Raw genomic sequence first — 23,108 nt, 5'->3', positions numbered from 1 at the left:
AAAAAAGGAAGTGAGCAATGCGTAAAAGCCTGTTAGCTATTCTTGCAGTCTCCTCGTTGGTATTCAGTTCGGCGTCGTTTGCCGCTGAGCTGGAAGACAATATGGAAACCCTCAACGACAATTTAAAAGTGGTCGAAAAAGCCGATAACGCGGCGCAAGTCAAAGACGCGTTAACCAAAATGCGTGCTGCGGCGCTGGATGCGCAAAAAGCGACGCCACCGAAGCTGGAAGGCAAATCACCGGACAGCCCGGAGATGAAAGACTTCCGCCACGGTTTCGACATTCTGGTCGGTCAGATTGACGACGCGCTGAAGCTGGCTAATGAAGGTAAAGTCAAAGAAGCACAGGCCGCCGCAGAGCAACTGAAAACGACCCGCAACGCCTATCACCAGAAGTATCGTTAATTCCTTATTGGGCGGTGAAACGTTACCGCCCAACGCTTTCTTCTCCCTTCGTAAAATCACCGCAATATCTATCTTCACCACGGCATATTCCTGCGTGTCGTCCTCATTTTTGCGAGGCGTTTTCCAGAAATGAATGTAATGCATATGTAATGCTATAATGCATTACACTTTTCATAATTACCGGAGGCATAATGGCCACACTTAACGTCCGCCTGGATGACAAACTGAAAAATGAGGCTTATGCGGTGCTGGAAAAATTAAATATCACGCCTACTGAAGCAGTGCGGCTGCTGTTTCAGTACGTTGCGGAAAATGGACGAATGCCGGTAAAAACGCTCACTGTCAGTGATAGTGAAGAAGCCTTGTTACGCACTGTCAGGGAACGACTGGCCAACCCACAAGAGGCCATTAAGGTCCGACTGGATGAACTATGAGCTGGCTTTTGATCTGCGGGCGCTGAAAGAGTGGCAAAAACTGGGCGTGACAGTCCTGGAACAATTTAAAAAAAAGCTTGAGGATGTGCTGAAAAGGCCGCGCAATCCATCGGCTAAACTGCGGGATTTACCGGACTGCTACAAAATTAAGCTGCACACACTGGGATATCGCCTGGTTTATCAGGTTAACGATAAAGAGTTGCTCGTGTTGGTGATAGCTATTGGTAAGAGAGAGAACTCAGCCGTTTATGAAGACGCGACTAAACGGCTGGATGAGTGATTAACGCAAATGATGCACCACCTGATTGCTGCTGCCGCGCCAGATCAAGGAAGGGTCTTTTAAATCCTGCACAAATTTGCCGTCGACCAGCACGTTAATCAAATCAACAACCTGCATTTGCGCAGCGTTGAGTTCGTCGAGTTTATAGCCTGTCCACACCCAGATGTCTTTACCCGGACACTCGGCGCGGATGCGTTGTACCAGTTTCAGAATATCCGGCACGTTTTGCGGATGCAGCGGATCGCCGCCGGAGAGGGAAATACCCTGGCGTTTGATGCGAGTGTCATTCAGATCGTTAATGATCTGGTCTTCCATTGCTTTGGTAAATGGCTGACCGGAATTTACCCGCCAGGTGCTTTTGTTGTAGCAACCGGGGCATTCATGAACACACCCGGAGACAAACAGAGTGCAGCGAGTGCCGGGGCCGTTGACGATGTCGACAGGATAGTACTGATGATAATTCATTTTCGCTTCTCAATTGACGCCATGACTGCTCTGGTGCGTACGGGGCGAAGTCCTCTGAGGCTTACGCATTTGCCACCTTGCGACGACACCAACTGGCTAGAGGCAACTCATTATGTCGGGAGTCAAGAAGGGGCACGGAACGGTCCCCTCTCCCTGAGGGAGAGGGTTAGGGTGAGGGGGGAAGGCTTAACCTATCTGCCCATTTCCCAAATGTTTAACGCGGCGCTTAACTTCTTCCTGCTTACCGGCGTTAAACGGACGCGCATCCGGGCTACCTAAATATCCGCACACGCGGCGAGTCACCGACACACGGGAGGTGTCATGGTTACCACATTTCGGGCAGGTGAAGCCTTTGCTGGTGCACTCAAACTCACCGGTAAAGCCACACTCGTAGCACTCATCAATCGGTGTATTGGTGCCGTAATACGGTACATGCTGATAGCTGTAATCCCAGACATCTTCCAGCGCCTTCAGGTTGTGCTGAATGTTTGGATACTCGCCGTAGCAAATGAAACCACCGTTAGCCAGCGGCGGGTAAGGTGCTTCAAAGTCGATCTTGTCGTAAGGGTTCACCTTTTTCTCCACATCAAGGTGGAAACTGTTGGTGTAGTAACCTTTATCGGTCACGCCCGGCACCACGCCAAACTCAGCGGTATCGAGACGGCAGAAGCGGTCGCACAGGTTTTCACTTGGCGTGCTGTAAAGGCTGAAACCGTAGCCAGTCTCTTCTTTCCACTGATCCACCGCCTGACGCAGACGTTCAACAATCGCAATACCTTTCGCGCGAAGCTGCTCGTTGTCATAAACATGCTCGCCGCCGAACAGCGCGTTAATGGTTTCGTGGATACCGATGTAACCCAGCGAAATAGACGCACGACCGTTTTTGAAGATTTCAGAAACATCATCGTCGGCATTCAGACGCACGCCACAAGCACCTTCCATATAGAGGATAGGAGCCACGCGCGCTTTCACGCCTTCGAGACGAGCGATACGGGTCATCAGCGCCTTACGTGCCAGCAGCAGACGTTCATCCAGCAACTTCCAGAAGGTGGCTTCATCGCCTTTCGCTTCCAGCGCAATACGTGGCAGGTTCAGGCTGATCACGCCGAGGTTGTTGCGACCATCGTGGATCTGCTCGCCGTTTTCGTTTTCCCATACGCCGAGGAAGCTGCGGCAACCCATCGGGGTTTTAAACGAACCGGTGACTTTCACTACCTGATCGTAGTTCAGGATATCCGGATACATGCGCTTGCTTGCGCACTCCAGCGCCAGCTGTTTGATGTCGTAGTTCGGATCGCCTTTTTTATGGTTCAGGCCATCGCGAATCGCAAACACCAGTTTCGGGAACACGGCGGTTTTGCGGTTTTTACCCAAGCCTGCGATGCGGTTACGCAGGATGGATTCCTGAATCAGGCGCGACTCCCAGCTGGTGCCCAGACCAAAGCCAAAGGTTACAAACGGTGTTTGACCGTTGGCGGTGTGCAGGGTATTTACTTCGTACTCCAGCGACTGGAAGGCGTCGTAGCACTCTTTGATGGTACGAGAGTTGGCGTAGCCTTCAGCATCCGGAATGCTCCACTCCTCCGCCGTTTTACGGTGCTTGTTGTAGCTGGCGGTGACAAACGGAGCCAGAACTTCGTCGATACGGTTAATGGTGGTGCCGCCATAAATATGGCTGGCAACCTGGGCGATAATCTGCGCAGTTACTGCGGTGGCAGTGGAGATCGACTTCGGTGGTTCGATCTCGGCGTTCCCCATCTTAAAGCCCTGAGTTAGCATACCTTTCAGGTCGATCAACATGCAGTTGAACATCGGGAAGAACGGCGAGTAATCGAGGTCGTGGTAGTGAATATCGCCACGCTCATGCGCCTGCACCACGTCACGCGGCAGCAGGTGCTGGCGTGCATAGTGTTTAGCAACAATACCGGCCAGCAGGTCGCGCTGGGTTGGAATTACCTTGCTGTCTTTGTTGGCGTTTTCATTGAGTAACGAAGAGTTGGTCTGCTCGACCAGGCCACGGATCTCCTGGTTCAGGCGACCGCGTTTTTCACGTTCGATGTCGCGATCGTGACGGTACTCGATGTAAGCACGAGCCAGTTGTTTGTACGGGCCTGACATCAGCTGGTTTTCAACTGCGGTCTGGATTTCGTTGATATCGACCTGGTTGCGGCCTTGCATTTGCTCGCTGACGACAGCGGCAACAGTGGCACAATAATCTGCATCATCGACTTCCGCTGCTTTAGCTGCACGCAGAATGGCTTCTTTGATGCGCTCTGATTTAAACGGCACTTTGCAGCCGTCTCGTTTCATCACATGCGGTGTCATGATCGCTCCATATTTTTAAGAACAGGTTATACACAGAAAGTTGGGAAGTGCGCCCCGCTTTATTTAGCTCTTTTTACGGGGAGTTACTGCAATCCCAATCCGCTTTATCCACAATTTTGTCGGCTTTGTTGGCGTGTGTCTTGGTGCAAGTATAGTCGACGGATACAACATATTGGGTTGAGAGGCATTTTAAAGTCTATATATAGTGCTTTGCATTAAGGATGTTTAAGGTTTTTTTGATTTAGCTCAAAGTAAAAAGCAGAGTGTACGGATGACGGGCGCTACAGCGATGTGTAAATTTTTTAATAATTTTCTGTTCAAAAAACCAACAAAAACAATGCGCTGACAGATAAGGCCCCGGAAATACTCGCTTTACCGGGGCCTGGAGAAGAATTATCTCTGCAACCACCAGACAGCCTCAAATGGCCGCAATGTCATGGCTCCCGGTTGAGAGGAGGCTTCTTCATAGTTATGCATTAACAGTTGCCAGTCGCCGCTGATTTGCGTTGGTTGCCAGGGCTGTACGTCACGGCTAAGGTTGGCAATCACCAATAAAGTTTGCCCCAGCCATTCGCGGCGATAGCACCACAATACAGGACTGTTTGGCAGGAGATCCTGGTAATTGCCCCATGTCAGAATGGGTTCTTGTTTACGCAACGTGATTAACTTCTGGTAGGTGTAAAACACCGAAGATTCATCGGCCAGCGCAGATTCTACGTTGATTTCGCGATAGTTATCACACAGACCAATCCACGGCTTGCCGGTAGTAAACCCTGCGTTATCGCCGTTGCTCCATTGCATTGGCGTGCGGCTGTTGTCACGGGATTTACTGGCGAGGATTGCCAATAGCTCTTCGGCGTCACGCCCATCGTTGCGCAGCTCGGCAAACATATTGAGGCTCTCCACGTCGCGATAGTCAGTAATGCGCGTGAAATGTGGGTTGGTCATACCAATCTCTTCGCCCTGGTAGATATACGGCGTTCCCTGCATACCATGCAGCACCATCGCCAGCATTTTTGCCGCAGGCACGCGGTATTCACCTTCATCACCAAAGCGAGAAACAATGCGCGGCTGATCGTGGTTACACCAGAACAAAGCATTCCACGCAACGTTGTGCATTCCCTGTTGCCAGTGGCGGAACAATGTTTTTAACGCCACAAAGTCAGGTTTAGCCAGCGTCCATTTTTCACCGCCGGGATAATCGACCTTCAGGTGATGAAAATTAAAGGTCATCGACAATTCACTGCCTGTCAGTGCCGCGTATCGCTGACAATGTTCAAGGCTGGTGGAGGACATTTCACCCACAGTCATTAATCCGCGTGGCGTAAAGACATCGCGGTTCATTTCGTGCAAAAACTCGTGTGCTCGTGGTCCGTCGGTGTAGAAGCGACGCCCGTCGCCATCCAGATCGTTGGGGAAGTTCTGGTCTTTGGAAATCAGATTCACCACATCCAGGCGCAGCCCGTCTACCCCGCGATCGGCCCAGAACTCACAGACTTTTTTCAGTTCTGTGCGTACTGCTGGGTTTTCCCAGTTGAGATCGGCCTGTTCTGGTGCAAACAGATGCAAGTAATACTGTTCGCTTTCTGCGTGCCAGCGCCAGGCATTGCCACCGAATTTAGAACGCCAGTTATTTGGTGGTATTCCTGGTTCGCCGTCACGCCAGATATAAAACTGACGATAAGGACTTTCTTTGTTCTGCGCCTCGCGAAACCAGGCGTGTTGGGTAGAAGTATGGTTAAACACCATATCAAGGATAATGCGAATACCGCGCGATTTCGCCTGCGCCACCAGTTCATCAAAGTCGTCCAGCGTACCGTAGGTGGGATCAATCGCCGTATAGTTCGCTACGTCGTATCCGTTATCGATCTGTGGGGAGACATAAAAAGGTGTCAACCAGATAGCATTAACGCCCAGTTTTTGTAGATAGTCGAGGCGCAGGGTGACTCCTCGCAGATCGCCGGTGCCGCTGCCCGTGGTGTCCTGAAAACTCTTTGGATAAATCTGGTAGATAACGCCGTTTTGCCACCAGTGGGGAAGATTAGTCATTACGTCATTCCTGCAAATGCGAGGGGGCGCAAGTGCGCCCCGAAGAAAATTAAACAATGTTCAGCGTGCCCAGGCGGTGTTTTCGCTGGTAGATAAACGAGGTGAGCACAATCGGGATGATGATGGCGATAGCCATTGCCAGCGCAAATACCTGCCAGTAGCTCGGCTGAATGGAGAGAATACCAGGCAGACCACCAACGCCGATGCCATTCGCCATAACGCCGTTCAGGCCGCAGAGCAATCCCGCCAGACCGGAACCAATCATCGCGCACAGCATCGGGAAGCGATATTTCAGGTTGATGCCGTACATTGCCGGCTCAGTAACCCCAAGATAAGCGGAGATCGCCGCTGGAACCGAAATTTCCCGCTCGTTCTGTTTACGGCTGGCGATAATAATTCCTACCACTGCCGACGCCTGAGCAATATTCGAAAGGGCAATCAGCGGCCAGACTGGCGTACCGCCCATGCTTTGAATCATCTGCATATCAATGGCAAGCGTGGTCTGGTGTACGCCGGTAATGACCAGCGGCGCATAGAGGACGCCAAACAATGCCGCGCCAATAGGGGCAAAGCTGCCAGTCATCAGGTGACGTACCGCAAAGGCAACGCCATCGCCAATCATGCGACCAAACGGACCAATCAGCGCATGGGCGAGGAACACCGCGAGGATCAGCGAGCAGACCGGTACAACCACCAGATAGAGATAATCCGGCACGATGCGCTTAAGGCGAGTTTCAATAAAGCCCAGCGCCAGCCCGGCTAACAGCGCCGGGATCACCTGCGCCTGATAGCCTACTTTCGCAATACTGAACATGCCAAAGTCCCACACTTCCGGCACCTGCTGCCCGAGTAGATAGGCGTTCATCAGTTGTGGAGAAACCAGCGTTACGCCAAGCACGATACCGAGGATCGGCGTGCCGCCCATCTTTTTCACCGCCGACCAGCAAATCCCGACCGGCAGATAGAAGAAGATCGCCTCACCGATCAACCACAGAAAATCGTAGATCGTTTGCAGGGAAGGGTACATTTGCGCCAATGTCTGGCCGTTGCTCATGGGCAGATCGCCGATCACATTACGAAAACCGAGGATCAAACCGCCGCTAATCAGCGCGGGCAGTAACGGGAAGAAGATCTCTGCGAAATGGGAGATCAACTGCTCATGCCATTTCATATTCTGCCTGGCGGCTTTTTTCACCTGCTCTTTATCGACCTGCGCCTGTCCGGTGGTCGCTATCAGTGCTTGATAGTAATCGCCAACGTTGGTGCCAATCACCACCTGAAATTGTCCGGCATTGGTGAAACAACCTTTCACCATGGGGAGTTGTTCAATTTCTTTCGGTCTGGCATTGGCCGGTTGGTTGAGGACAAAGCGCAGGCGAGTAATACAGTGGCTCACCGTCGCAATATTGCCGCGCCCACCGACCAGTTCAATCAACCGATCGATATCCGTTTGGTTCACTTTGCTCATCATAAGGCCCCGTGGCAGATGACATATTAGGTTGACGGCAGAATATAGTGGGAAGGAAAAATTAAAAACGGGAACGTTCCCGAAATACGGCAAAGATCACAATTTATCGTTCAGGAAACGATCAGGACAGGGTGGCGGGGATGATGATTTGTTGCGGTTCGCTGCGCCCGGTTATCTGTTTGATTAACTGGCAGGCCGCCTGGCGTCCGGCTTCTGCGTAGCCTGGGTCAACGGTGACGATCTCCGGATGGAGGAACTTCATCAACGGTGTATTACCAACGCTCGCCAGCTGTAAGGTATCGATGCGTTGCTCTTGCAGGTATTTACTTGCGCCAAGTGCCAGCGTGTCAGTTGCGCACAGCAACGCGGTGGTTTCATGGGTAATGACTTTTGCCACGTTCTCATAACCTTGCTTCATGGCGAGGCCAGGCAGAGCGGCGACGGGATGCAGTTTATGCGCTTTGCAGAACGCAAGGTAGGCTTCATGACGTCGCTTACCGGTCGTCACGTCACTGTGCGGCACGCCGAGATAACTGATATTGCGATGCCCCTGGTCATACAGTCGTTGCATCAGGATTTTGATCGCCCCTTCGTCGTCATAACAGACTGAAGCAAAGCCCTTTGCGTCGCGTGCCAGCAGCACCAGCGATGACTGCCAGTGGGCTAACATCTCTTCGGTTATACCGGTAAAACCAAACAGCACTACGCCGTCGATATTACGACGTTTCAAAACGCCCAGATGTTCGGCAACTAATTGTGGTGAAAACTGGCTTTCCATCATGATGGGGTCGTAACCCTGTTCATAGAACGCCGGCAGCATGGTCTGAACCGCGAGATTTTCTGACAGCGAATCCAGACGTGTCACGATGATGGCGACCACTTTATCGCTTTGCCCACGCATGGCGCGCGCAGAGCGGGAAGGGGAAAATCCATGCTGATTCATCACTGCTTCAACACGTTCACGTGTGCGCTGGCTCACGCCGCTTTCGTTATTCAGCACCCGGGAAACAGTGGATTTTCCCACGCCGCTCAAGCGCGCGATGTCTTTGATGGTCAGCCGATTTTGCATCCTGTTATCCCGTAACGTGTTGTTTAATTATTAGAGACTAACTTTACCCGCGCATTCAGCAATGGGCAAAGTCTGGTTTATCGTTGGTTTAGTTGCCGACAGGTATTATATCGGCATAAATGCTACGAATATTATTGGATTCGCGGCGCTATTTATTCACTTACCGGAGGTTATATGGAACCTGATCCCACGCCTCTCCCTCGACGGAGATTAAAACTTTTCCGGTAAGCCCCTCTTTTCACGGCGTTACCGGATGCGTAAGGCCGTGACGTTTTAACGTCCCTGCTCATATTTATTACCTTCAGGTAAGGCTTCGCCACGCCTGAAGATATTTCTGCACTGTTCCAGACAGTGCGGAGGGACACCCTATGTTTAAAGAAATTTTTACCCGGCTCATTCGCCATTTACCTTCCCGTCTGATCCGTCGCGATCCGCTACCGGGTGCGCAGCAGACAGCGAATGCACCAATCCCGCCTTCCTTAAGCGCGCATTGCCTGAAAATGGCGGTGATGCCCGAAGAAGAATTATGGAACACGTTCGACACCCACCCGGAAGGGTTGAATCAGGCGGAAGTGGAAGTTGCCCGTGAAAAACATGGCGAAAATAAATTACCTGCGCAACAACCATCGCCGTGGTGGGTACATTTGTGGGTCTGCTATCGCAACCCCTTTAATATTTTGCTCACGATCCTTGGCGGCATTTCTTACGCCACGGAAGATTTATTTGCCGCAGGCGTTATCGCGTTAATGGTGGCTATTTCCACGCTGCTGAACTTTATTCAGGAAGCGCGTTCCACCAAAGCGGCAGATGCCCTGAAAGCGATGGTCAGCAATACCGCGACGGTGCTGCGCGTTATTAACAGCAAAGGCGAAAATGGCTGGCTGGAGATCCCGATCGACCAGCTGGTGCCCGGTGATATTATTAAACTGGCGGCGGGGGATATGATCCCGGCAGATTTGCGTATTTTGCAGGCGCGGGATCTGTTCGTCGCTCAGGCGTCGTTAACCGGTGAGTCTCTGCCCGTAGAAAAAGCTGCAACCACTCGCCAGCCGGAGCACAGCAATCCGCTGGAGTGTGACACCCTGTGTTTTATGGGCACCACCGTGGTGAGCGGCACGGCACAAGCGATGGTGATTGCCACAGGTGCCAACACCTGGTTTGGTCAACTGGCGGGGCGTGTTAGTGAGCAGGAAAGCGAGCCGAATGCCTTTCAGCAAGGGATCAGCCGCGTCAGTATGCTGCTGATTCGCTTTATGCTGGTGATGGCACCGGTGGTGCTGTTGATCAACGGTTACACCAAAGGCGACTGGTGGGAAGCGGCGCTGTTTGCGCTTTCGGTAGCGGTGGGTTTAACGCCGGAAATGTTGCCGATGATTGTCACCTCAACGCTGGCGCGTGGCGCAGTAAAGCTGTCGAAACAGAAGGTGATCGTCAAACATCTGGATGCCATTCAGAACTTTGGCGCTATGGATATTCTGTGTACCGATAAAACCGGCACCCTGACGCAGGATAAAATTGTGCTGGAGAATCATACCGATATCTCCGGTAAAACCAGCGAACGCGTGCTGCATAGCGCGTGGTTGAACAGTCATTACCAGACCGGGCTTAAAAACCTGCTTGATACAGCGGTGCTCGAAGGTACGGATGAAGAGTCGGCGCGTTCGCTGGCCAGCCGTTGGCAGAAAATTGATGAGATTCCGTTTGATTTTGAGCGTCGCCGGATGTCGGTGGTAGTGGCAGAAAATACCGAACATCATCAGCTGGTGTGCAAAGGCGCATTGCAGGAGATCCTTAATGTGTGTTCACAGGTGCGCCACAATGACGAGATTGTGCCGCTCGATGACACCATGCTGCGTAAGATTAAGCGGGTTACTGATACGCTGAATCGTCAGGGGCTGCGCGTGGTTGCGGTGGCGACGAAATATCTGCCCGCGCGTGAAGGAGATTACCAGCGGGCGGATGAATCCGACCTGATCCTCGAAGGATATATCGCTTTTCTTGATCCGCCAAAAGAGACAACCGCTCCGGCGCTGCGGGCATTAAAAGCGAGTGGAATTACCGTGAAAATCCTCACTGGTGACAGTGAATTAGTGGCGGCGAAAGTGTGCCATGAAGTGGGGCTGGACGCGGGAGAGGTGGTCATTGGTAGTGATATTGAAACGCTATCTGATGACGAACTGGCAAATCTCGCACAGCGCACCACGCTGTTTGCTCGCCTGACGCCGATGCATAAGGAACGCATCGTAACGTTGCTAAAGCGCGAAGGGCATGTGGTTGGCTTTATGGGCGATGGTATTAATGATGCGCCCGCCTTACGCGCTGCGGATATCGGCATTTCTGTGGACGGCGCGGTAGATATTGCCCGTGAAGCGGCTGATATCATCCTGCTGGAAAAAAGCCTGATGGTGCTGGAAGAGGGGGTTATTGAAGGGCGCCGGACTTTCTCTAACATGCTGAAATACATCAAAATGACGGCGAGTTCTAACTTCGGTAATGTGTTCAGCGTGCTGGTGGCGAGTGCTTTCTTGCCCTTTCTGCCGATGCTGCCGTTACACTTACTGATCCAGAACCTGCTGTACGATGTGTCACAGGTGGCGATCCCGTTTGATAACGTTGATGACGAGCAAATTCAAAAGCCGCAGCGTTGGAATCCGGCGGATCTGGGGCGTTTTATGATCTTCTTCGGACCGATCAGTTCGATCTTCGATATTCTGACGTTTTGCCTGATGTGGTGGGTATTCCATGCCAACACGCCGGAAACGCAAACACTGTTCCAGTCGGGCTGGTTCGTGGTGGGATTACTGTCTCAAACGCTGATTGTGCATATGATCCGTACCCGTCGTGTACCGTTTATTCAGAGTCGTGCATCGTGGCCGTTAATGATCATGACCGTAATCGTGATGATTGTCGGGATCGCGTTGCCGTTTTCGCCGCTGGCCAGTTATCTGCAATTGCAGGCGCTACCGTTAAGTTACTTCCCGTGGCTGATTGCGATTCTGGCAGGATATATGACGTTAACGCAGTTGGTGAAAGGGTTCTATAGCCGTCGTTATGGTTGGCAGTAAAGAATAAGCTGGGCATGGTAGCCCGGATTCAGATTGCAGATAAAGTGAGCTTTGTTCATGCCGGATGCGGCGTAAACGCCTTATCCAGCCTACAAATTCAATAAATTGCAGGAATCACCCAGGCCTGATAAGCGTAGCGCATCAGGCGATTTTGCTTTTGTCATCAGACTTAATCCGGGCACGATAGCCCGGATTTCCATCAAGATTAGCGACGAACAGCGATCGCTTCGATCTCAATCTTCACGTCTTTCGGCAGACGGGCAACTTCAACGCAAGAACGTGCCGGGAAGGTGGCGTTGTGTTCGGTGAAGAAGGCTTCGTAAGTGGCATTTACGGTTGCGAAGTCGTTCAGATCTTTCACAAACACGGTGGTTTTAACGATGTCGCCCACTTTCAGGCCAGCGGCTTCGACGATCGCTTTTACGTTATCCAGCGACTGACGTGCCTGTGCAGCGACGTCTGCCGGTACTTCGCCCGTTTTCGGATTTACCGGGATCTGACCGGAGGTGATGATCATATTGCCCAGATCAACGCCCTGTACGTAAGGACCGATAGCTGCCGGTGCATTTTCCGTCGCGATAGTTTTGCTCATGATTTCTCCTTTATTACAGCGGTAAAAAGTCTGGCTCATTATAGGGAGCCAGACTTTTATTACCAACCGCAATTAATTGGCCAGCACCACATTATGGGAAAACTCTTTTTCACAGTATTTACATTTGAGCGCGATGTCATTGGCGCGTTTTCGCACGGCAAAGCTGGAAGAAACCGGTTCGGCATGGCTGATACAGTTGCTGTTCGGGCAAACCAGCACATTGTCGATGCGCTCCGGCAGGCTGGGGCGCGATTTACCAACCACTTCATAGTTGTCGATACGATTTACCGTGGCTTGCGGTGCGTACAGCGCCAGTTGGTCTACCTGATCTTCACTCAAAAAGGTATTTTCGATCTTGATCAGATCCTTGCGCCCCATCTCGCCAGAAGGCAGGTTCAGACCGATGGTGATACGCTGATCCGTTTCGGTCAGCTTGAACAGACTCAATAGCTTAAAACCGATCTGGGCGGGGATATGGTCAATTACCGTGCCGCGTTTAATAGCTTCAACCTGCAATTTATTATCGTGTGTCATCTCAATTTCCCCTTACAGTACCAGATCGCGATTCAGAACCAGTGCCAGTAACGCCTGGCGAGCGAAAATCCCATTGCCTGCTTGCTGGAAGTACCAGGCGTGCGGCGTTTTATCGACATCTGTCGCAATTTCATCAATACGCGGCAGCGGATGCAGCACTTTCATATTGGCTTTGGCGTTGTGAAGATCGCTGGCGCGCAGGACAAACTGCGCTTTTACGTTGGCGTATTCGGACGGGTCCAGGCGCTCTTTTTGCACGCGGGTCATATACAAAATGTCCACTTCCGTCATCACTTCTTCAATGGAACTATGCAGGCTCCAGGCGATACCTTTATCATCAAGCATGTCCAGAATGTACTGCGGCATTGCCAGCGCATCCGGGGCGATGAAGTAGAAACGGTTGCCGTCGAATTTCGCCAGCGCCTGGGTCAGGGAGTGAACGGTGCGACCATATTTCAGGTCGCCGACCATTGCGACACGAAGATTGTCCAGACGTCCCTGGGTTTCCTGAATGGTGAACAGATCCAGCAAGGTTTGCGTCGGATGTTGGTTGGAACCATCACCGGCGTTCAGCACCGGCACATTGCTGGAAAACTCGGTTGCCAGGCGCGCCGCACCTTCCTGCGGATGGCGCATCACAATTGCATCGACGTAAGTGCTGATAACCGAGATGGTATCAGCCAGCGTTTCACCTTTTTTTCCCAGTGAGGTGTTTGCGCTGTCAGAGAATCCCACCACACTAGCGCCCAGGCGGTGCATCGAGGTTTCGAAAGAGAGGCGGGTGCGGGTTGATGCTTCGAAGAAGCAACTGGCAATCACTTTATGTTTCAACAACTCTGGTTGCGGGTTTGCTTTCAGTTTCGCCGCTGTCGCCAGCACCAGATTAAGGTCATCGCGACTAAGGTCATTTATGGAAATGATGTGTTTTTGATATAGCGGATTAGCCATGTTTATCTCCTGACGCCTGGGCAAAAAAAAGCCCCTCGATTGAGGGGCTGGGAATGGGTGATCAACGGGAAGAAAAACGGCAGGCCAGCGTCTTTTTTCAGACGCGGTAAGACAAAATGTCGAACACACTGAACCATACATCCTCCCGGCAAATTGTCCGGCATTATACTCAGCCAGAAAGTGGGATCAAGCGATTAATGCAAGAAACTTCCAAGGTAAACGATTGTTGTGAATTTATATGCTTCAAATTTGAATTTATAACGAAATGAATTTTGGTGGGGAATGTGGGGGAAAATATGCGCTGGCGCAATCAGGCGGCAAAAAATGCTGGTATGGCAGTAAGGAATTACGTATAACAATAGAAATGAAACGATGTTTTAATTGAGGGAATGAAAAAAATGATCATCGGAAATATTCATAATCTCCAGCAATGGTTGCCGGAAGAATTACGTCAGGCGATTGAGTATATTAAAGCGCACGTTACGGCAGAAACGCCAAAAGGTAAGCACGACATCGAAGGCAACCGTCTGTTTTATCTTATCTCTGAAGATATGACCGAGCCGTATGAAGCACGCCGCGCCGAGTACCATGCCCGCTATCTCGATATTCAGATTGTGCTAAAGGGGCAGGAAGGCATGACCTTCAGCACACAACCTGCGGGCACGCCGGATACCGATTGGTTAGCCGATAAAGACATCGCCTTTTTGCCAGAAGGTGTTGAGGAGAAAACAGTTATCCTCAATGAAGGCGACTTTGTCGTGTTCTATCCGGGTGAAGTACACAAGCCACTGTGCGCAGTGGGCGAGCCAGCCCAGGTTCGCAAAGCGGTTGTGAAAATGCTGATGGCGTAAGTGGATTATGCCGGAGGCGACGTTACGCCGCCTCCGGTACTGGCGTTATTGGGCGAGCGTCGCAACCATTACCGCTTTGATGGTATGCATGCGGTTTTCCGCCTGATCAAAAACAATACTGGCGGCAGATTCAAAGACCTCATCCGTCACTTCCATCCCACCGTGCAGGCCAAACTCTTCTGCCATCTTTTTACCTAGCGTCGTTTGGTCGTCATGAAACGCGGGCAGGCAGTGCAGGAATTTGACGTCTGGATTACCGGTTAACTGCATCATTTTGCTATTCACCTGATAATCACGCAGTAATGCAATACGTTCTGCCCATTTCTCTTTCGCTTCCCCCATCGACACCCACACATCGGTGTAAATAAAGTCGGCACCTTTAACGCCTGCTGCGATATCTTCTGTCAGCGTTATATTCCCGCCATTTTGCTGTGCCAGGGCGCGGCATTCCGTAACCAGCGAAGCTTCCGGCCAGCACGCTTGTGGCGCTACCAGGCGTAAATCCAGACCGGTCAACGCCGCAGCTTCCAGCATTGAGTTACCCATGTTGTTGCGTGCATCTCCGGCATAAACCAGCGTCATCTCATTGAACGCTTTACCTGGTAAATGCTCCTGCATGGTCAGCAAATCCGCCAGAAGCTGTGTAGGATGAAACTCATTAGTCAGGCCGTTCCATACCGGCACACCTGCATATTCCGCCAGCGTTTCGACAATCTCCTGACCATAGCCGCGATACTGAATACCGTCATACATGCGACCAAGCACGCTGGCGGTATCTTTAATCGACTCTTTATGGCCAATCTGGCTGCCGCTGGGGCCGAGATAAGTGACGCGAGCACCCTGGTCATATGCGGCAACTTCGAAAGAGCATCGGGTACGGGTCGAGTCTTTTTCGAAGATGAGCGCGATATTTTTACCTGTGAGTCTGGCTTCTTCTTTGCCGTTTTTCTTATCGGCTTTCAGCTTCGCAGCTAACTGCAGCAGGCTGTTGAGTTCAGCTGGCGTGAAATCGAGTAATTTCAGGAAATGTTTATGATAAAACCCGGACATAGATCCCTCCTGTGGCTAACGCCGTAATGAATTAAAATTCAATTTATATGGATGATTATTCATTTGCAAGCCTAAAACATAAATCTTTGTCACAAAGGTGGAGGCAATGTCAGTGGTGTGTGACAATAAGAGTATCGGCAGGACATTAAGAGGAATGAGCCATGGCAAACCCGGAACAACTGGAAGAACAGCGTGAAGAAACGCGTTTGATTATTGAAGAATTACTGGAAGATGGCAGCGATCCGGACGCGCTGTACACCATCGAACATCACCTTTCCGCAGACGATCTGGAAACCCTGGAAAAAGCAGCGGTTGAAGCGTTTAAACTTGGTTACGAAGTGACCGATCCGGAAGAGTTGGAAGTGGAAGATGGCGATATCGTAATTTGCTGTGACATCCTCAGCGAATGCGCGTTGAATGCCGATCTTATCGACGCCCAGGTTGAGCAATTGATGAACCTGGCAGAGAAGTTCGACGTTGAATACGACGGTTGGGGCACTTACTTTGAAGATCCTAACGGCGAAGATGGCGACGATGAAGATTATGTCGACGAAGATGATGACGGTGTTCGTCACTAATTAATTGATTAAAATGCCCGCTAGTACACACTAGCGGGCATTTTTTTAGAGTTTACGCAGCATCCGCACTTCACAATCGACATGGCCCGTGCAACCAAGTGCGTAATCGATATGTTGAAAACCTAAATGTTCATACAAACCAATCGCTTCTTTTAAAAAAGCGGTCGTTTCCAGATAGCAGCGTTTGAAGCCCATTTCTCGCGCCTGCTCCATCGCCATTAAGGCCAGTTTTTTCGCCAGTCCTTTACCGCGAATAGCAGGAAGAAAATACATCTTTTGCAGTTCGCAAATGTCCGATTCACTACCTGCTAATGGCGCAATCCCGCCGCCACCCACCACTTCGCCATTGTATTCAACTACCCAATACGCATGACTGGGCTGACTATACACTTGATACAATTCGTCGAGATTGGGATCGGCGACGGTGTAGCCTTTATCAGCGGTAAGACCGTATTCTGCGGATACCTGGCGGATGACGCTGGCGATGGCGGGATTATCGGCGGCAGTAAGTTTGCGCAAACGGAGCGCGGGAGAAGTGACAACATTCATAGCATAGCTCAATTTCAAATGTATGATTTATAGCTCACTTTAATACCACCCTCGCTTATGCGGTGCAAGAAGAAGATAAATCAGAAAATATTAAGCATATATCTCTTTGAGAAAGCGTATTCTAGGCGTACCAGTATTAATTTACTGGGATTATTATCTATATGAATGGAATTTATTTTAGGGATATGATTCATGAATGGTGTAAACGTCGGGAAAGATAATTCTCGTCACGCGTTTGTTTTTACAGGCAAAGGTGGTGAGTATTTTCTTATTTGTCTTGTGAATTTTTTACTGACAATTATTACTCTGGGAATATATGGGCCGTGGGCATTGGTGAAATGCCGTCGTTATATTTATCAACATGTGACACTCAATGGGCAACCATTTAGTTATAAGGGAACTGGTGGTGCCATTTTCGTTAGCATGTTCCTTATTATTGTCGTTTATCTTCTCAGTATTTCTTGTTTTTCAGGCCAGCACTTTGTTCTTGGTTTTCTCCTGTTTGCTCTCTTGAGCTGCGGTATTCCTTGCATGGCAGTGAAGAGTCTACAATATCAGGCGAACATGACCTCACTGAATGGCATTCGCTTTGGCTTTAACTGCTCGATGCTCCGTGCATGGTGGGTTATGTTAGGTCTGCCTGTTTTGTTGGCGTTAGCGTTTTGGTTCGCACTGTATCTTATTGCGCAATTGACGACATCGATAGGAGGATTATTCTTTAACTTAGTCGCGTTAAGTTTGCTTTCTGCCATCGGGCTGGGTGTCGTCAATGGTATAACCTACAGTAAATGGATGCCATTGCTGGGTAACAATGCAACTTTTGGCATTCATAAGTTTTCTGTTCAGGTAAACGTAAAAGAATGCATTAAAGGTTGTATGCTCGCAATATTAACCATGGTTCCTTTCATCATTGTGATTGGTATTATGATTGCGCCAGTATTTCAGCAGGTAATGATGATGACCATGTTGGGTAGGTCTGATGCTGGTGGTGAGCTTGTATTGCAATATTACCCGCAGATTATGGCTTCTTATTTCCTTTATTTTGTTGCGATTCTTGTTTTTGCCAGTTATCTCTATGTCACGTTACGTAGTTTGTTTCTGAATAACCTGACACTGGCAAATGGAACAATTCGTTTTCATTCGTCCGTTTCCACGTTCGGTGTGCTTTTACGCATGTTTGCGGTATTAATGGGTTCTTCAATTACCTGTGGACTGGCTTATCCCTGGCTGAAAATGTGGATGATTAGCTGGATTGCCAATAATACCCATGTGCAGGGTGACCTTGATTCACTGGCGTTAGCGAATGATGAAAAACCGCAGGATAGCGGTCCGTTAATGTGGATATCTCGCGGTATTATGCCGTATGTTCCGTTTATCTAAATAAAAAGGCCGGAGCATTCTCCGGCCTTCGTTTTCACTGTGCGTATTACAGCGCGGCAATAACCGCCTGTTGTTCAATCAGCTTCGCTTTCGCTTCCGCATAACCTTCCAGCTTCTCACGCTCTTTCGCGATGACCGCTTCCGGTGCACGTGCGACAAAGCCTTCGTTCGCCAGCTTGTTCTCGATACGGCTGATTTCACCTTCGATCTTCGCCACTTCTTTTGCCAGACGCGCCAGCTCATCTTCTTTGTTGATGAGTCCAGCCATCGGGATCAGCAGCTCAGCGCCGTCGACGATCTTAGTAACGGAAACCGGACCTTTGTCATCGGCAGGCAGCACGGTGATGCTTTCCAGACGTGCCAGCGTTTGCAGGAAGCCACGGTTTTCATTTACGCGACGTTCTGCATCCGCGCTGCAACCACGCAGCAGCAGCTCCAGCGGTTTGCCCGGCGCGATGTTCATTTCTGCACGGATGTTACGTACCGCAACGATCGCCTGTTTCAGCCACTCGGTGTCGACCAGCGCCGCTTCATCAACCTGAGATGCATCGTACTGCGGGAACGGCTGCAGCATGATGGTGTCAGCGGTGATGCCGCAAAGCACTTTCACACGCTGCCAGATAGTTTCGGTGATGAACGGAATGATCGGATGCGCGAGGCGCAGCAGACCTTCCAGTACCGTAACCAGCGTGTGGCGAGTACCGCGCAATTCGGCTTCAGTTCCACCGTTCATTACCGGCTTGGTCAGCTCCAGATACCAGTCACAGAACTGGTTCCAGGTGAATTCATACAGAATGCCTGCGGCGATATCGAAGCGGAAACTATCCAGTGCTTCGCGGTACGCTTTGATGGTTTGGTTGAACTCCGCCAGAATCCAGCGATCCGCCAGCGACAGCGTCATTTCGCCACCGTTGAAGCCGCAATCCTGACCTTCTGTGTTCATCAGCACAAAGCGGCTGGCGTTCCACAGTTTGTTACAGAAGTTACGGTAACCTTCCAGACGCTTCATATCCCAGTTGATGTCACGACCGGTAGAAGCCAGCGCCGCCAGGGTGAAGCGCAGCGCGTCAGTACCGTGCGGCTCAATGCCGTTCGGGAACTGCTTCTCGGTGCGCTTACGGATTTTGTCCGCCAGCTGCGGCTGCATCATATTACCGGTACGTTTTTCCAGCAGTTCTGGCAGCGAAATACCGTCGACCATATCCAGCGGGTCAATCACGTTACCCTTGGATTTAGACATCTTCTGGCCTTCGTCGTCACGAATCAGACCGGTCATGTAAACAGTGTGGAACGGCACCTGCGGTTTGCCATTTTCATCTTTGATGAAGTGCATGGTCATCATGATCATGCGGGCAATCCAGAAGAAGATGATGTCGAAGCCAGAAACCATCACGCTGGTCGGGTGGAACTGACGCAGGGCGTCGGTGTTTTCCGGCCAGCCGAGCGTAGAGAAAGTCCACAGCGCGGAAGAGAACCAGGTGTCGAGAACGTCTTCGTCCTGACGCAGGGCAACGTCGGCACCGAGGTTATTTTCTTTACGCACTTCGTCTTCGTTGCGGCCAACATAAACGTTACCCGCTTCGTCATACCATGCCGGGATACGGTGACCCCACCACAGTTGACGAGAGATACACCAGTCCTGAATATCGCGCATCCAGGAGAAGTACATGTTTTCGTACTGCTTCGGTACGAACTGAATATCGCCGTTCTCAACCGCTTCAACTGCCGGTTTCGCCAGTACATCGGCACGCACGTACCACTGGTCAGTCAGCATCGGTTCGATAACCACGCCGCCACGGTCGCCGTAAGGAACGGTCAAATCGTGCGGTTTAATTTCTTCCAGCAGGCCGAGCGCGTCAACCGCAGCAACGACTGCTTTACGCGCAGCAAAACGCTCGAGTTTCTGGAACTCTGCCGGGATTTCGCTGGAATAAACGTCGGATTCGTTGCCTTTGGTATCGAACACCTGGGCGCTTTCACGGATATCACCGTCAAAGGTCAGGATGTTGATCATCGGCAGGGCGTGACGTTTACCCACTTCATAGTCGTTAAAGTCGTGCGCCGGAGTGATCTTCACACAGCCGGTGCCTTTTTCCATGTCGGCGTGTTCGTCACCAACGATCGGAATACGACGGTTAACCAGCGGCAGAATGACAAATTTGCCAATCAGATCTTTGTAACGCGGATCTTCCGGGTTAACAGCCACGCCGGTGTCGCCCAGCAGGGTTTCCGGACGGGTAGTCGCAACGACCAGATAATCTTTGCCATCAGCAGTTTTCGCGCCGTCAGCCAGCGGATAGCGGATATGCCACATCGAACCTTTCGATTCGCGGTTTTCCACTTCCAGGTCAGAGATAGCGGTGCGCAGTTTCGGATCCCAGTTTACCAGGCGCTTACCACGGTAAATCAGATCTTCTTTATACAGACGAACGAAAACTTCTTTCACCGCATTGGACAGGCCTTCGTCCATGGTGAAGCGTTCACGCTCCCAGTCGACGGAGTTGCCGAGACGGCGCATCTGACGGGTAATCGTACCGCCGGATTCCGCTTTCCATTCCCAAATTTTGTCGATGAAAGCTTCGCGGCCGTAGTCGTGACGGGTTTTACCTTCTTCTGCGGCAATCTTGCGCTCAACGACCATCTGGGTAGCGATCCCTGCGTGGTCAGTACCGACCTGCCACAGGGTATTTTTACCCTGCATACGCTGATAGCGGATCATGGTATCCATGATGGTTTGCTGGAAGGCGTGACCCATATGCAAACTGCCGGTGACGTTCGGCGGCGGGATCATGATGCAGAAACTTTCCTGGCTTTCATCGCCATTAGGCTTAAAGTAGCCCTGCTTTTCCCAGTGCTCGTAAAGCGGCTGTTCGATATCTTGTGGGTTATATGTCTTTTCCATTATTTCCAGGTTGCCGTATTCAGGTTGAAACCAGCCACGCGGTAGGCTTTATAGCGTTCGCGCGCCAGTTGTTTCAGAGAATCTTCATAAGGAACGAAGTCTACCACTTCTGTGAAAGCGGTGGCAAAATCTGCAAAGCTTGTTCGCAGACTAATCAATATATCGCGCGGGCTGCTGCTACGTTTTTGCGGCCAGGCGATCTCCACCGGCGCGCCGCCGCGCGGTCCTTCTCCCGCTAAATTGTGCGGAACAAAACTTTCTGCCGGACGCGCCCACAGGGCTTCATCCAGCCGGTAAGCCTGTTTTTCATCTTCACAGGCGATGAGCACGCGCTTACCGCTGCGCCAACGTTCTGCGGCAATTTCACACACCAGTTGCTCAACGGCGCTTAAGCCATCGACGGTGGTGTCATTGTCCAGAAGGTAGAACGTTGCGTTTTTCATATATGGGGCTTCTTGTGGTGGATTTAAATATTGCTGCATTCCTCACCCTGAAAGATGAGCAATGAATTTCTATTGCGCTCGATCGGTTCCCTCTCCCTTAGGGAGAGGGTTAGGGTGAGGGTAAAACGCAAACTTACTCTTCGCCGTTAAATCCGGCGCGGTTCAGCAGGAACTGTGCCAGCAACGCTACCGGACGACCGGTTGCGCCTTTTGCTTTACCAGAACGCCAGGCGGTTCCCGCGATATCCAGGTGCGCCCAGTTGTACTTACGGGTAAAGCGCGACAGGAAGCAACCTGCGGTAATCGCCCCGCCAGGACGTCCGCCAATGTTCGCCATATCGGCAAAATTGGATTCCAGTTGTTCCTGGTACTCGTCACCCAGCGGTAAACGCCATGCGCGGTCGCCAGACTGCTCAGACGCGGCAATCAGCTCATGGGCCAGCGGATTATGGTTCGCCATCAGGCCGGTGATGTGATGACCCAGCGCGATCACGCAGGCACCGGTCAGCGTCGCCACATCAATTACCGCTTCCGGCTCAAAACGTTCAACATAAGTTAATACATCGCACAGCACCAGACGGCCTTCGGCGTCGGTGTTCAGCACTTCTACGGTTTGACCGGACATAGTGGTTAACACATCGCCCGGACGATAGGCACGACCGCCAGGCATGTTTTCGCAGCCTGCCAGTACGCCGATAACGTTAATCGGCAGTTGCAGCTCTGCAACCATGCGCATCACGCCGTAAACCGCCGCCGCGCCGCACATATCGTACTTCATCTCATCCATGCCTTCTGAAGGCTTGATGGATATACCGCCGGAGTCGAAGGTTAAACCTTTACCCACCAGCACAATCGGGCGCGCATCTTCCGACGCGTTGCCTTTGTACTCAATCACCGACATCAGCGATTCGTTTTGCGAACCCTGCCCCACCGCCAGATAGGAGTGCATCCCCAGCTCTTTCATTTGCTGTTCGCCGATAACGCGGGTGATGACATTCTTGCTGTAGCTGTCAGCTAACTGGCGCGCTTGTGAAGCGAGGTAAGCGGCGTTACAGATATTCGGCGGCATATTGCCGAGATCTTTCGCGGCTTTGATCCCGGCCGCAATCGCCAGACCGTGCTGGATCGCGCGCTCACCGCTGGTCAGCTCACGGCGGGTCGGCACGTTGAACACCATTTTACGCAGCGGACGACGCGGCTCGCTCTTATTCGTTTTAAGCTGGTCAAAGCTGTAGAGCGTCTCTTTTGCTGTCTCGACCGCCTGACGCACTTTCCAGTAGTTGTTACGGCCTTTAACGTGCAGTTCAGTCAGGAAACAGACCGCTTCCATTGAGCCAGTATCATTCAGTGTATTAATGGTTTTCTGAATAACCTGCTTGTACTGACGCTCATCCAGCTCACGTTCTTTGCCGCAACCAATAAGGAGAATTCGCTCGGAAAGTACATTCGGAACATGGTGTAGCAACAATGTCTGCCCCGGTTTTCCTTCCAGTTCGCCCCGACGTAGCAGGGCGCTGATGTACCCATCGCTGATTTTATCGAGCTGTTCTGCAATCGGAGAAAGGCGACGTGGTTCGAAGACGCCCACGACGATGCAGGCACTCCGCTGTTTCTCCGGGCTACCGCTTTTTACACTAAACTCCATGCACTACGCTCCTGAATCTTAAAGACAACGGCGGTGGCTACAGATAGAATTGCAAGCTTTCGTAACTCATGTCCGCT

The 23,108-nt window shown here is 51.3% G+C and carries 21 protein-coding genes and 1 pseudogene; 8 read left to right on the top strand and 14 right to left on the bottom strand.

Features of this window, described 5'->3' with window-relative positions; translation table 11 throughout:
- Window positions 1-17: 17 nt before the first annotated feature.
- The 3 genes from cybC to FC814_RS01755 all read left to right on the top strand — a co-directional run bounded on the left by cybC (window position 18) and on the right by FC814_RS01755 (window position 1,118).
- Window positions 18-404, top strand: a complete 387-nt coding sequence (cybC, locus tag FC814_RS01770) for a cytochrome b562 (protein ID WP_001232258.1) — start codon at window positions 18-20, stop codon at window positions 402-404.
- A gap of 191 nt (window positions 405-595) precedes the next feature.
- On the top strand, window positions 596-838 hold the full coding sequence (locus tag FC814_RS01760) for a type II toxin-antitoxin system RelB/DinJ family antitoxin (RefSeq protein ID WP_000212715.1): 243 nt from the start codon (window positions 596-598) through the stop codon (window positions 836-838).
- The gene (locus FC814_RS01755; RefSeq protein ID WP_137325424.1) at window positions 828-1,118 is read left to right on the top strand and encodes a type II toxin-antitoxin system RelE/ParE family toxin; all 291 of its coding nucleotides are present in this window, start codon (window positions 828-830) and stop codon (window positions 1,116-1,118) included. Before FC814_RS01760 ends, FC814_RS01755 begins: the two co-directional genes overlap by 11 nt.
- On the opposite strand, the gene nrdG is transcribed toward FC814_RS01755, so the two are convergent.
- The 5 genes and pseudogenes from nrdG to treR form a co-directional block, all read right to left on the bottom strand.
- Window positions 1,119-1,583 (bottom strand): anaerobic ribonucleoside-triphosphate reductase-activating protein, encoded by a 465-nt coding sequence (gene nrdG / locus FC814_RS01750; RefSeq protein WP_001106233.1) that lies wholly within the window; start codon window positions 1,581-1,583, stop codon window positions 1,119-1,121.
- 186 nt (window positions 1,584-1,769) lie between these two features.
- Window positions 1,770-3,908, bottom strand: coding sequence for an anaerobic ribonucleoside-triphosphate reductase (gene nrdD / locus FC814_RS01745; RefSeq protein WP_000187801.1), 2,139 nt, complete (start codon window positions 3,906-3,908; stop codon window positions 1,770-1,772).
- A 393-nt stretch (window positions 3,909-4,301) separates the two neighbouring features.
- Window positions 4,302-5,957, bottom strand: a complete 1,656-nt coding sequence (gene treC, locus FC814_RS01740; RefSeq protein WP_000183360.1) for an alpha,alpha-phosphotrehalase — start codon at window positions 5,955-5,957, stop codon at window positions 4,302-4,304.
- 49 nt (window positions 5,958-6,006) lie between these two features.
- Window positions 6,007-7,428: a PTS trehalose transporter subunit IIBC gene (gene treB, locus FC814_RS01735; RefSeq protein ID WP_137325423.1), complete on the bottom strand. Its 1,422-nt coding sequence runs from the start codon at window positions 7,426-7,428 to the stop codon at window positions 6,007-6,009.
- Between the two features lie 118 nt (window positions 7,429-7,546).
- Window positions 7,547-8,497: pseudogene (gene treR, locus FC814_RS01730) on the bottom strand (trehalose operon repressor TreR); the annotation flags it as partial.
- Between the two features lie 171 nt (window positions 8,498-8,668).
- Here treR and mgtL point away from each other — a divergent pair.
- Together mgtL and mgtA are read left to right on the top strand one after the other, a co-directional pair.
- A complete protein-coding gene (gene mgtL, locus FC814_RS01725) occupies window positions 8,669-8,722 on the top strand; it encodes a mgtA regulatory leader peptide MgtL (protein ID WP_001387276.1) in 54 nt (17 codons plus the stop codon).
- 140 nt (window positions 8,723-8,862) lie between these two features.
- Complete coding sequence (gene mgtA, locus FC814_RS01720; RefSeq protein ID WP_137325421.1) at window positions 8,863-11,559, top strand: magnesium-translocating P-type ATPase; 2,697 nt, start codon at window positions 8,863-8,865, stop codon at window positions 11,557-11,559.
- Between the two features lie 205 nt (window positions 11,560-11,764).
- On the opposite strand, the gene ridA is transcribed toward mgtA, so the two are convergent.
- From ridA to pyrL, 4 genes are all read right to left on the bottom strand, one after another.
- Window positions 11,765-12,151, bottom strand: a complete 387-nt coding sequence (gene ridA, locus FC814_RS01715; RefSeq protein WP_000047539.1) for a 2-iminobutanoate/2-iminopropanoate deaminase — start codon at window positions 12,149-12,151, stop codon at window positions 11,765-11,767.
- Between the two features lie 72 nt (window positions 12,152-12,223).
- A complete protein-coding gene (gene pyrI / locus FC814_RS01710; RefSeq protein WP_000148581.1) occupies window positions 12,224-12,685 on the bottom strand; it encodes an aspartate carbamoyltransferase regulatory subunit in 462 nt (153 codons plus the stop codon).
- A gap of 12 nt (window positions 12,686-12,697) precedes the next feature.
- Window positions 12,698-13,633, bottom strand: coding sequence for an aspartate carbamoyltransferase (gene pyrB / locus FC814_RS01705; protein WP_137325420.1), 936 nt, complete (start codon window positions 13,631-13,633; stop codon window positions 12,698-12,700).
- Between the two features lie 2 nt (window positions 13,634-13,635).
- The gene (gene pyrL / locus FC814_RS01700) at window positions 13,636-13,770 is read right to left on the bottom strand and encodes a pyr operon leader peptide (protein ID WP_001296693.1); all 135 of its coding nucleotides are present in this window, start codon (window positions 13,768-13,770) and stop codon (window positions 13,636-13,638) included.
- A gap of 261 nt (window positions 13,771-14,031) precedes the next feature.
- Here pyrL and tabA point away from each other — a divergent pair, with 261 nt between their 5' ends.
- Entirely contained in the window at window positions 14,032-14,484 is a 453-nt protein-coding gene (gene tabA / locus FC814_RS01695) for a toxin-antitoxin biofilm protein TabA (RefSeq protein WP_000583474.1), read from the top strand.
- A 45-nt stretch (window positions 14,485-14,529) separates the two neighbouring features.
- Here tabA and argF read toward each other — a convergent pair whose 3' ends face one another.
- Window positions 14,530-15,534 (bottom strand): ornithine carbamoyltransferase, encoded by a 1,005-nt coding sequence (gene argF, locus FC814_RS01690; protein ID WP_137325419.1) that lies wholly within the window; start codon window positions 15,532-15,534, stop codon window positions 14,530-14,532.
- 161 nt (window positions 15,535-15,695) lie between these two features.
- Here argF and rraB point away from each other — a divergent pair, with 161 nt between their 5' ends.
- On the top strand, window positions 15,696-16,112 hold the full coding sequence (rraB, locus tag FC814_RS01685) for a ribonuclease E inhibitor RraB (protein WP_000002947.1): 417 nt from the start codon (window positions 15,696-15,698) through the stop codon (window positions 16,110-16,112).
- 45 nt (window positions 16,113-16,157) lie between these two features.
- Here rraB and FC814_RS01680 read toward each other — a convergent pair whose 3' ends face one another.
- Complete coding sequence (locus FC814_RS01680) at window positions 16,158-16,661, bottom strand: GNAT family N-acetyltransferase (RefSeq protein WP_010346276.1); 504 nt, start codon at window positions 16,659-16,661, stop codon at window positions 16,158-16,160.
- A 192-nt stretch (window positions 16,662-16,853) separates the two neighbouring features.
- On the opposite strand from FC814_RS01680, the gene FC814_RS01675 reads away from it, so the two are divergent.
- Window positions 16,854-18,041: a YjgN family protein gene (locus FC814_RS01675; RefSeq protein ID WP_137325418.1), complete on the top strand. Its 1,188-nt coding sequence runs from the start codon at window positions 16,854-16,856 to the stop codon at window positions 18,039-18,041.
- A 46-nt stretch (window positions 18,042-18,087) separates the two neighbouring features.
- Here the strand turns inward: FC814_RS01675 and valS are convergent, their stop codons facing one another.
- From valS to pepA, 3 genes are all read right to left on the bottom strand, one after another.
- Window positions 18,088-20,943, bottom strand: a complete 2,856-nt coding sequence (valS, locus tag FC814_RS01670; protein WP_137325417.1) for a valine--tRNA ligase — start codon at window positions 20,941-20,943, stop codon at window positions 18,088-18,090.
- Window positions 20,943-21,386 carry a DNA polymerase III subunit chi gene (holC, locus tag FC814_RS01665; protein WP_000786399.1) on the bottom strand — a complete coding sequence of 148 codons (444 nt, stop codon included), beginning with the start codon at window positions 21,384-21,386 and terminating at the stop codon, window positions 20,943-20,945. Before holC ends, valS begins: the two co-directional genes overlap by 1 nt.
- 133 nt (window positions 21,387-21,519) lie before the next feature.
- On the bottom strand, window positions 21,520-23,031 hold the full coding sequence (gene pepA / locus FC814_RS01660; protein ID WP_000397144.1) for a leucyl aminopeptidase: 1,512 nt from the start codon (window positions 23,029-23,031) through the stop codon (window positions 21,520-21,522).
- Between the last annotated feature and the right edge of the window lie 77 nt (window positions 23,032-23,108).

Source organism: Escherichia sp. MR (assembly GCF_005280595.1).
Classification (GTDB): domain Bacteria; phylum Pseudomonadota; class Gammaproteobacteria; order Enterobacterales; family Enterobacteriaceae; genus Escherichia; species Escherichia ruysiae.
This window is presented reverse-complemented; position numbering and strand designations above follow the sequence as displayed.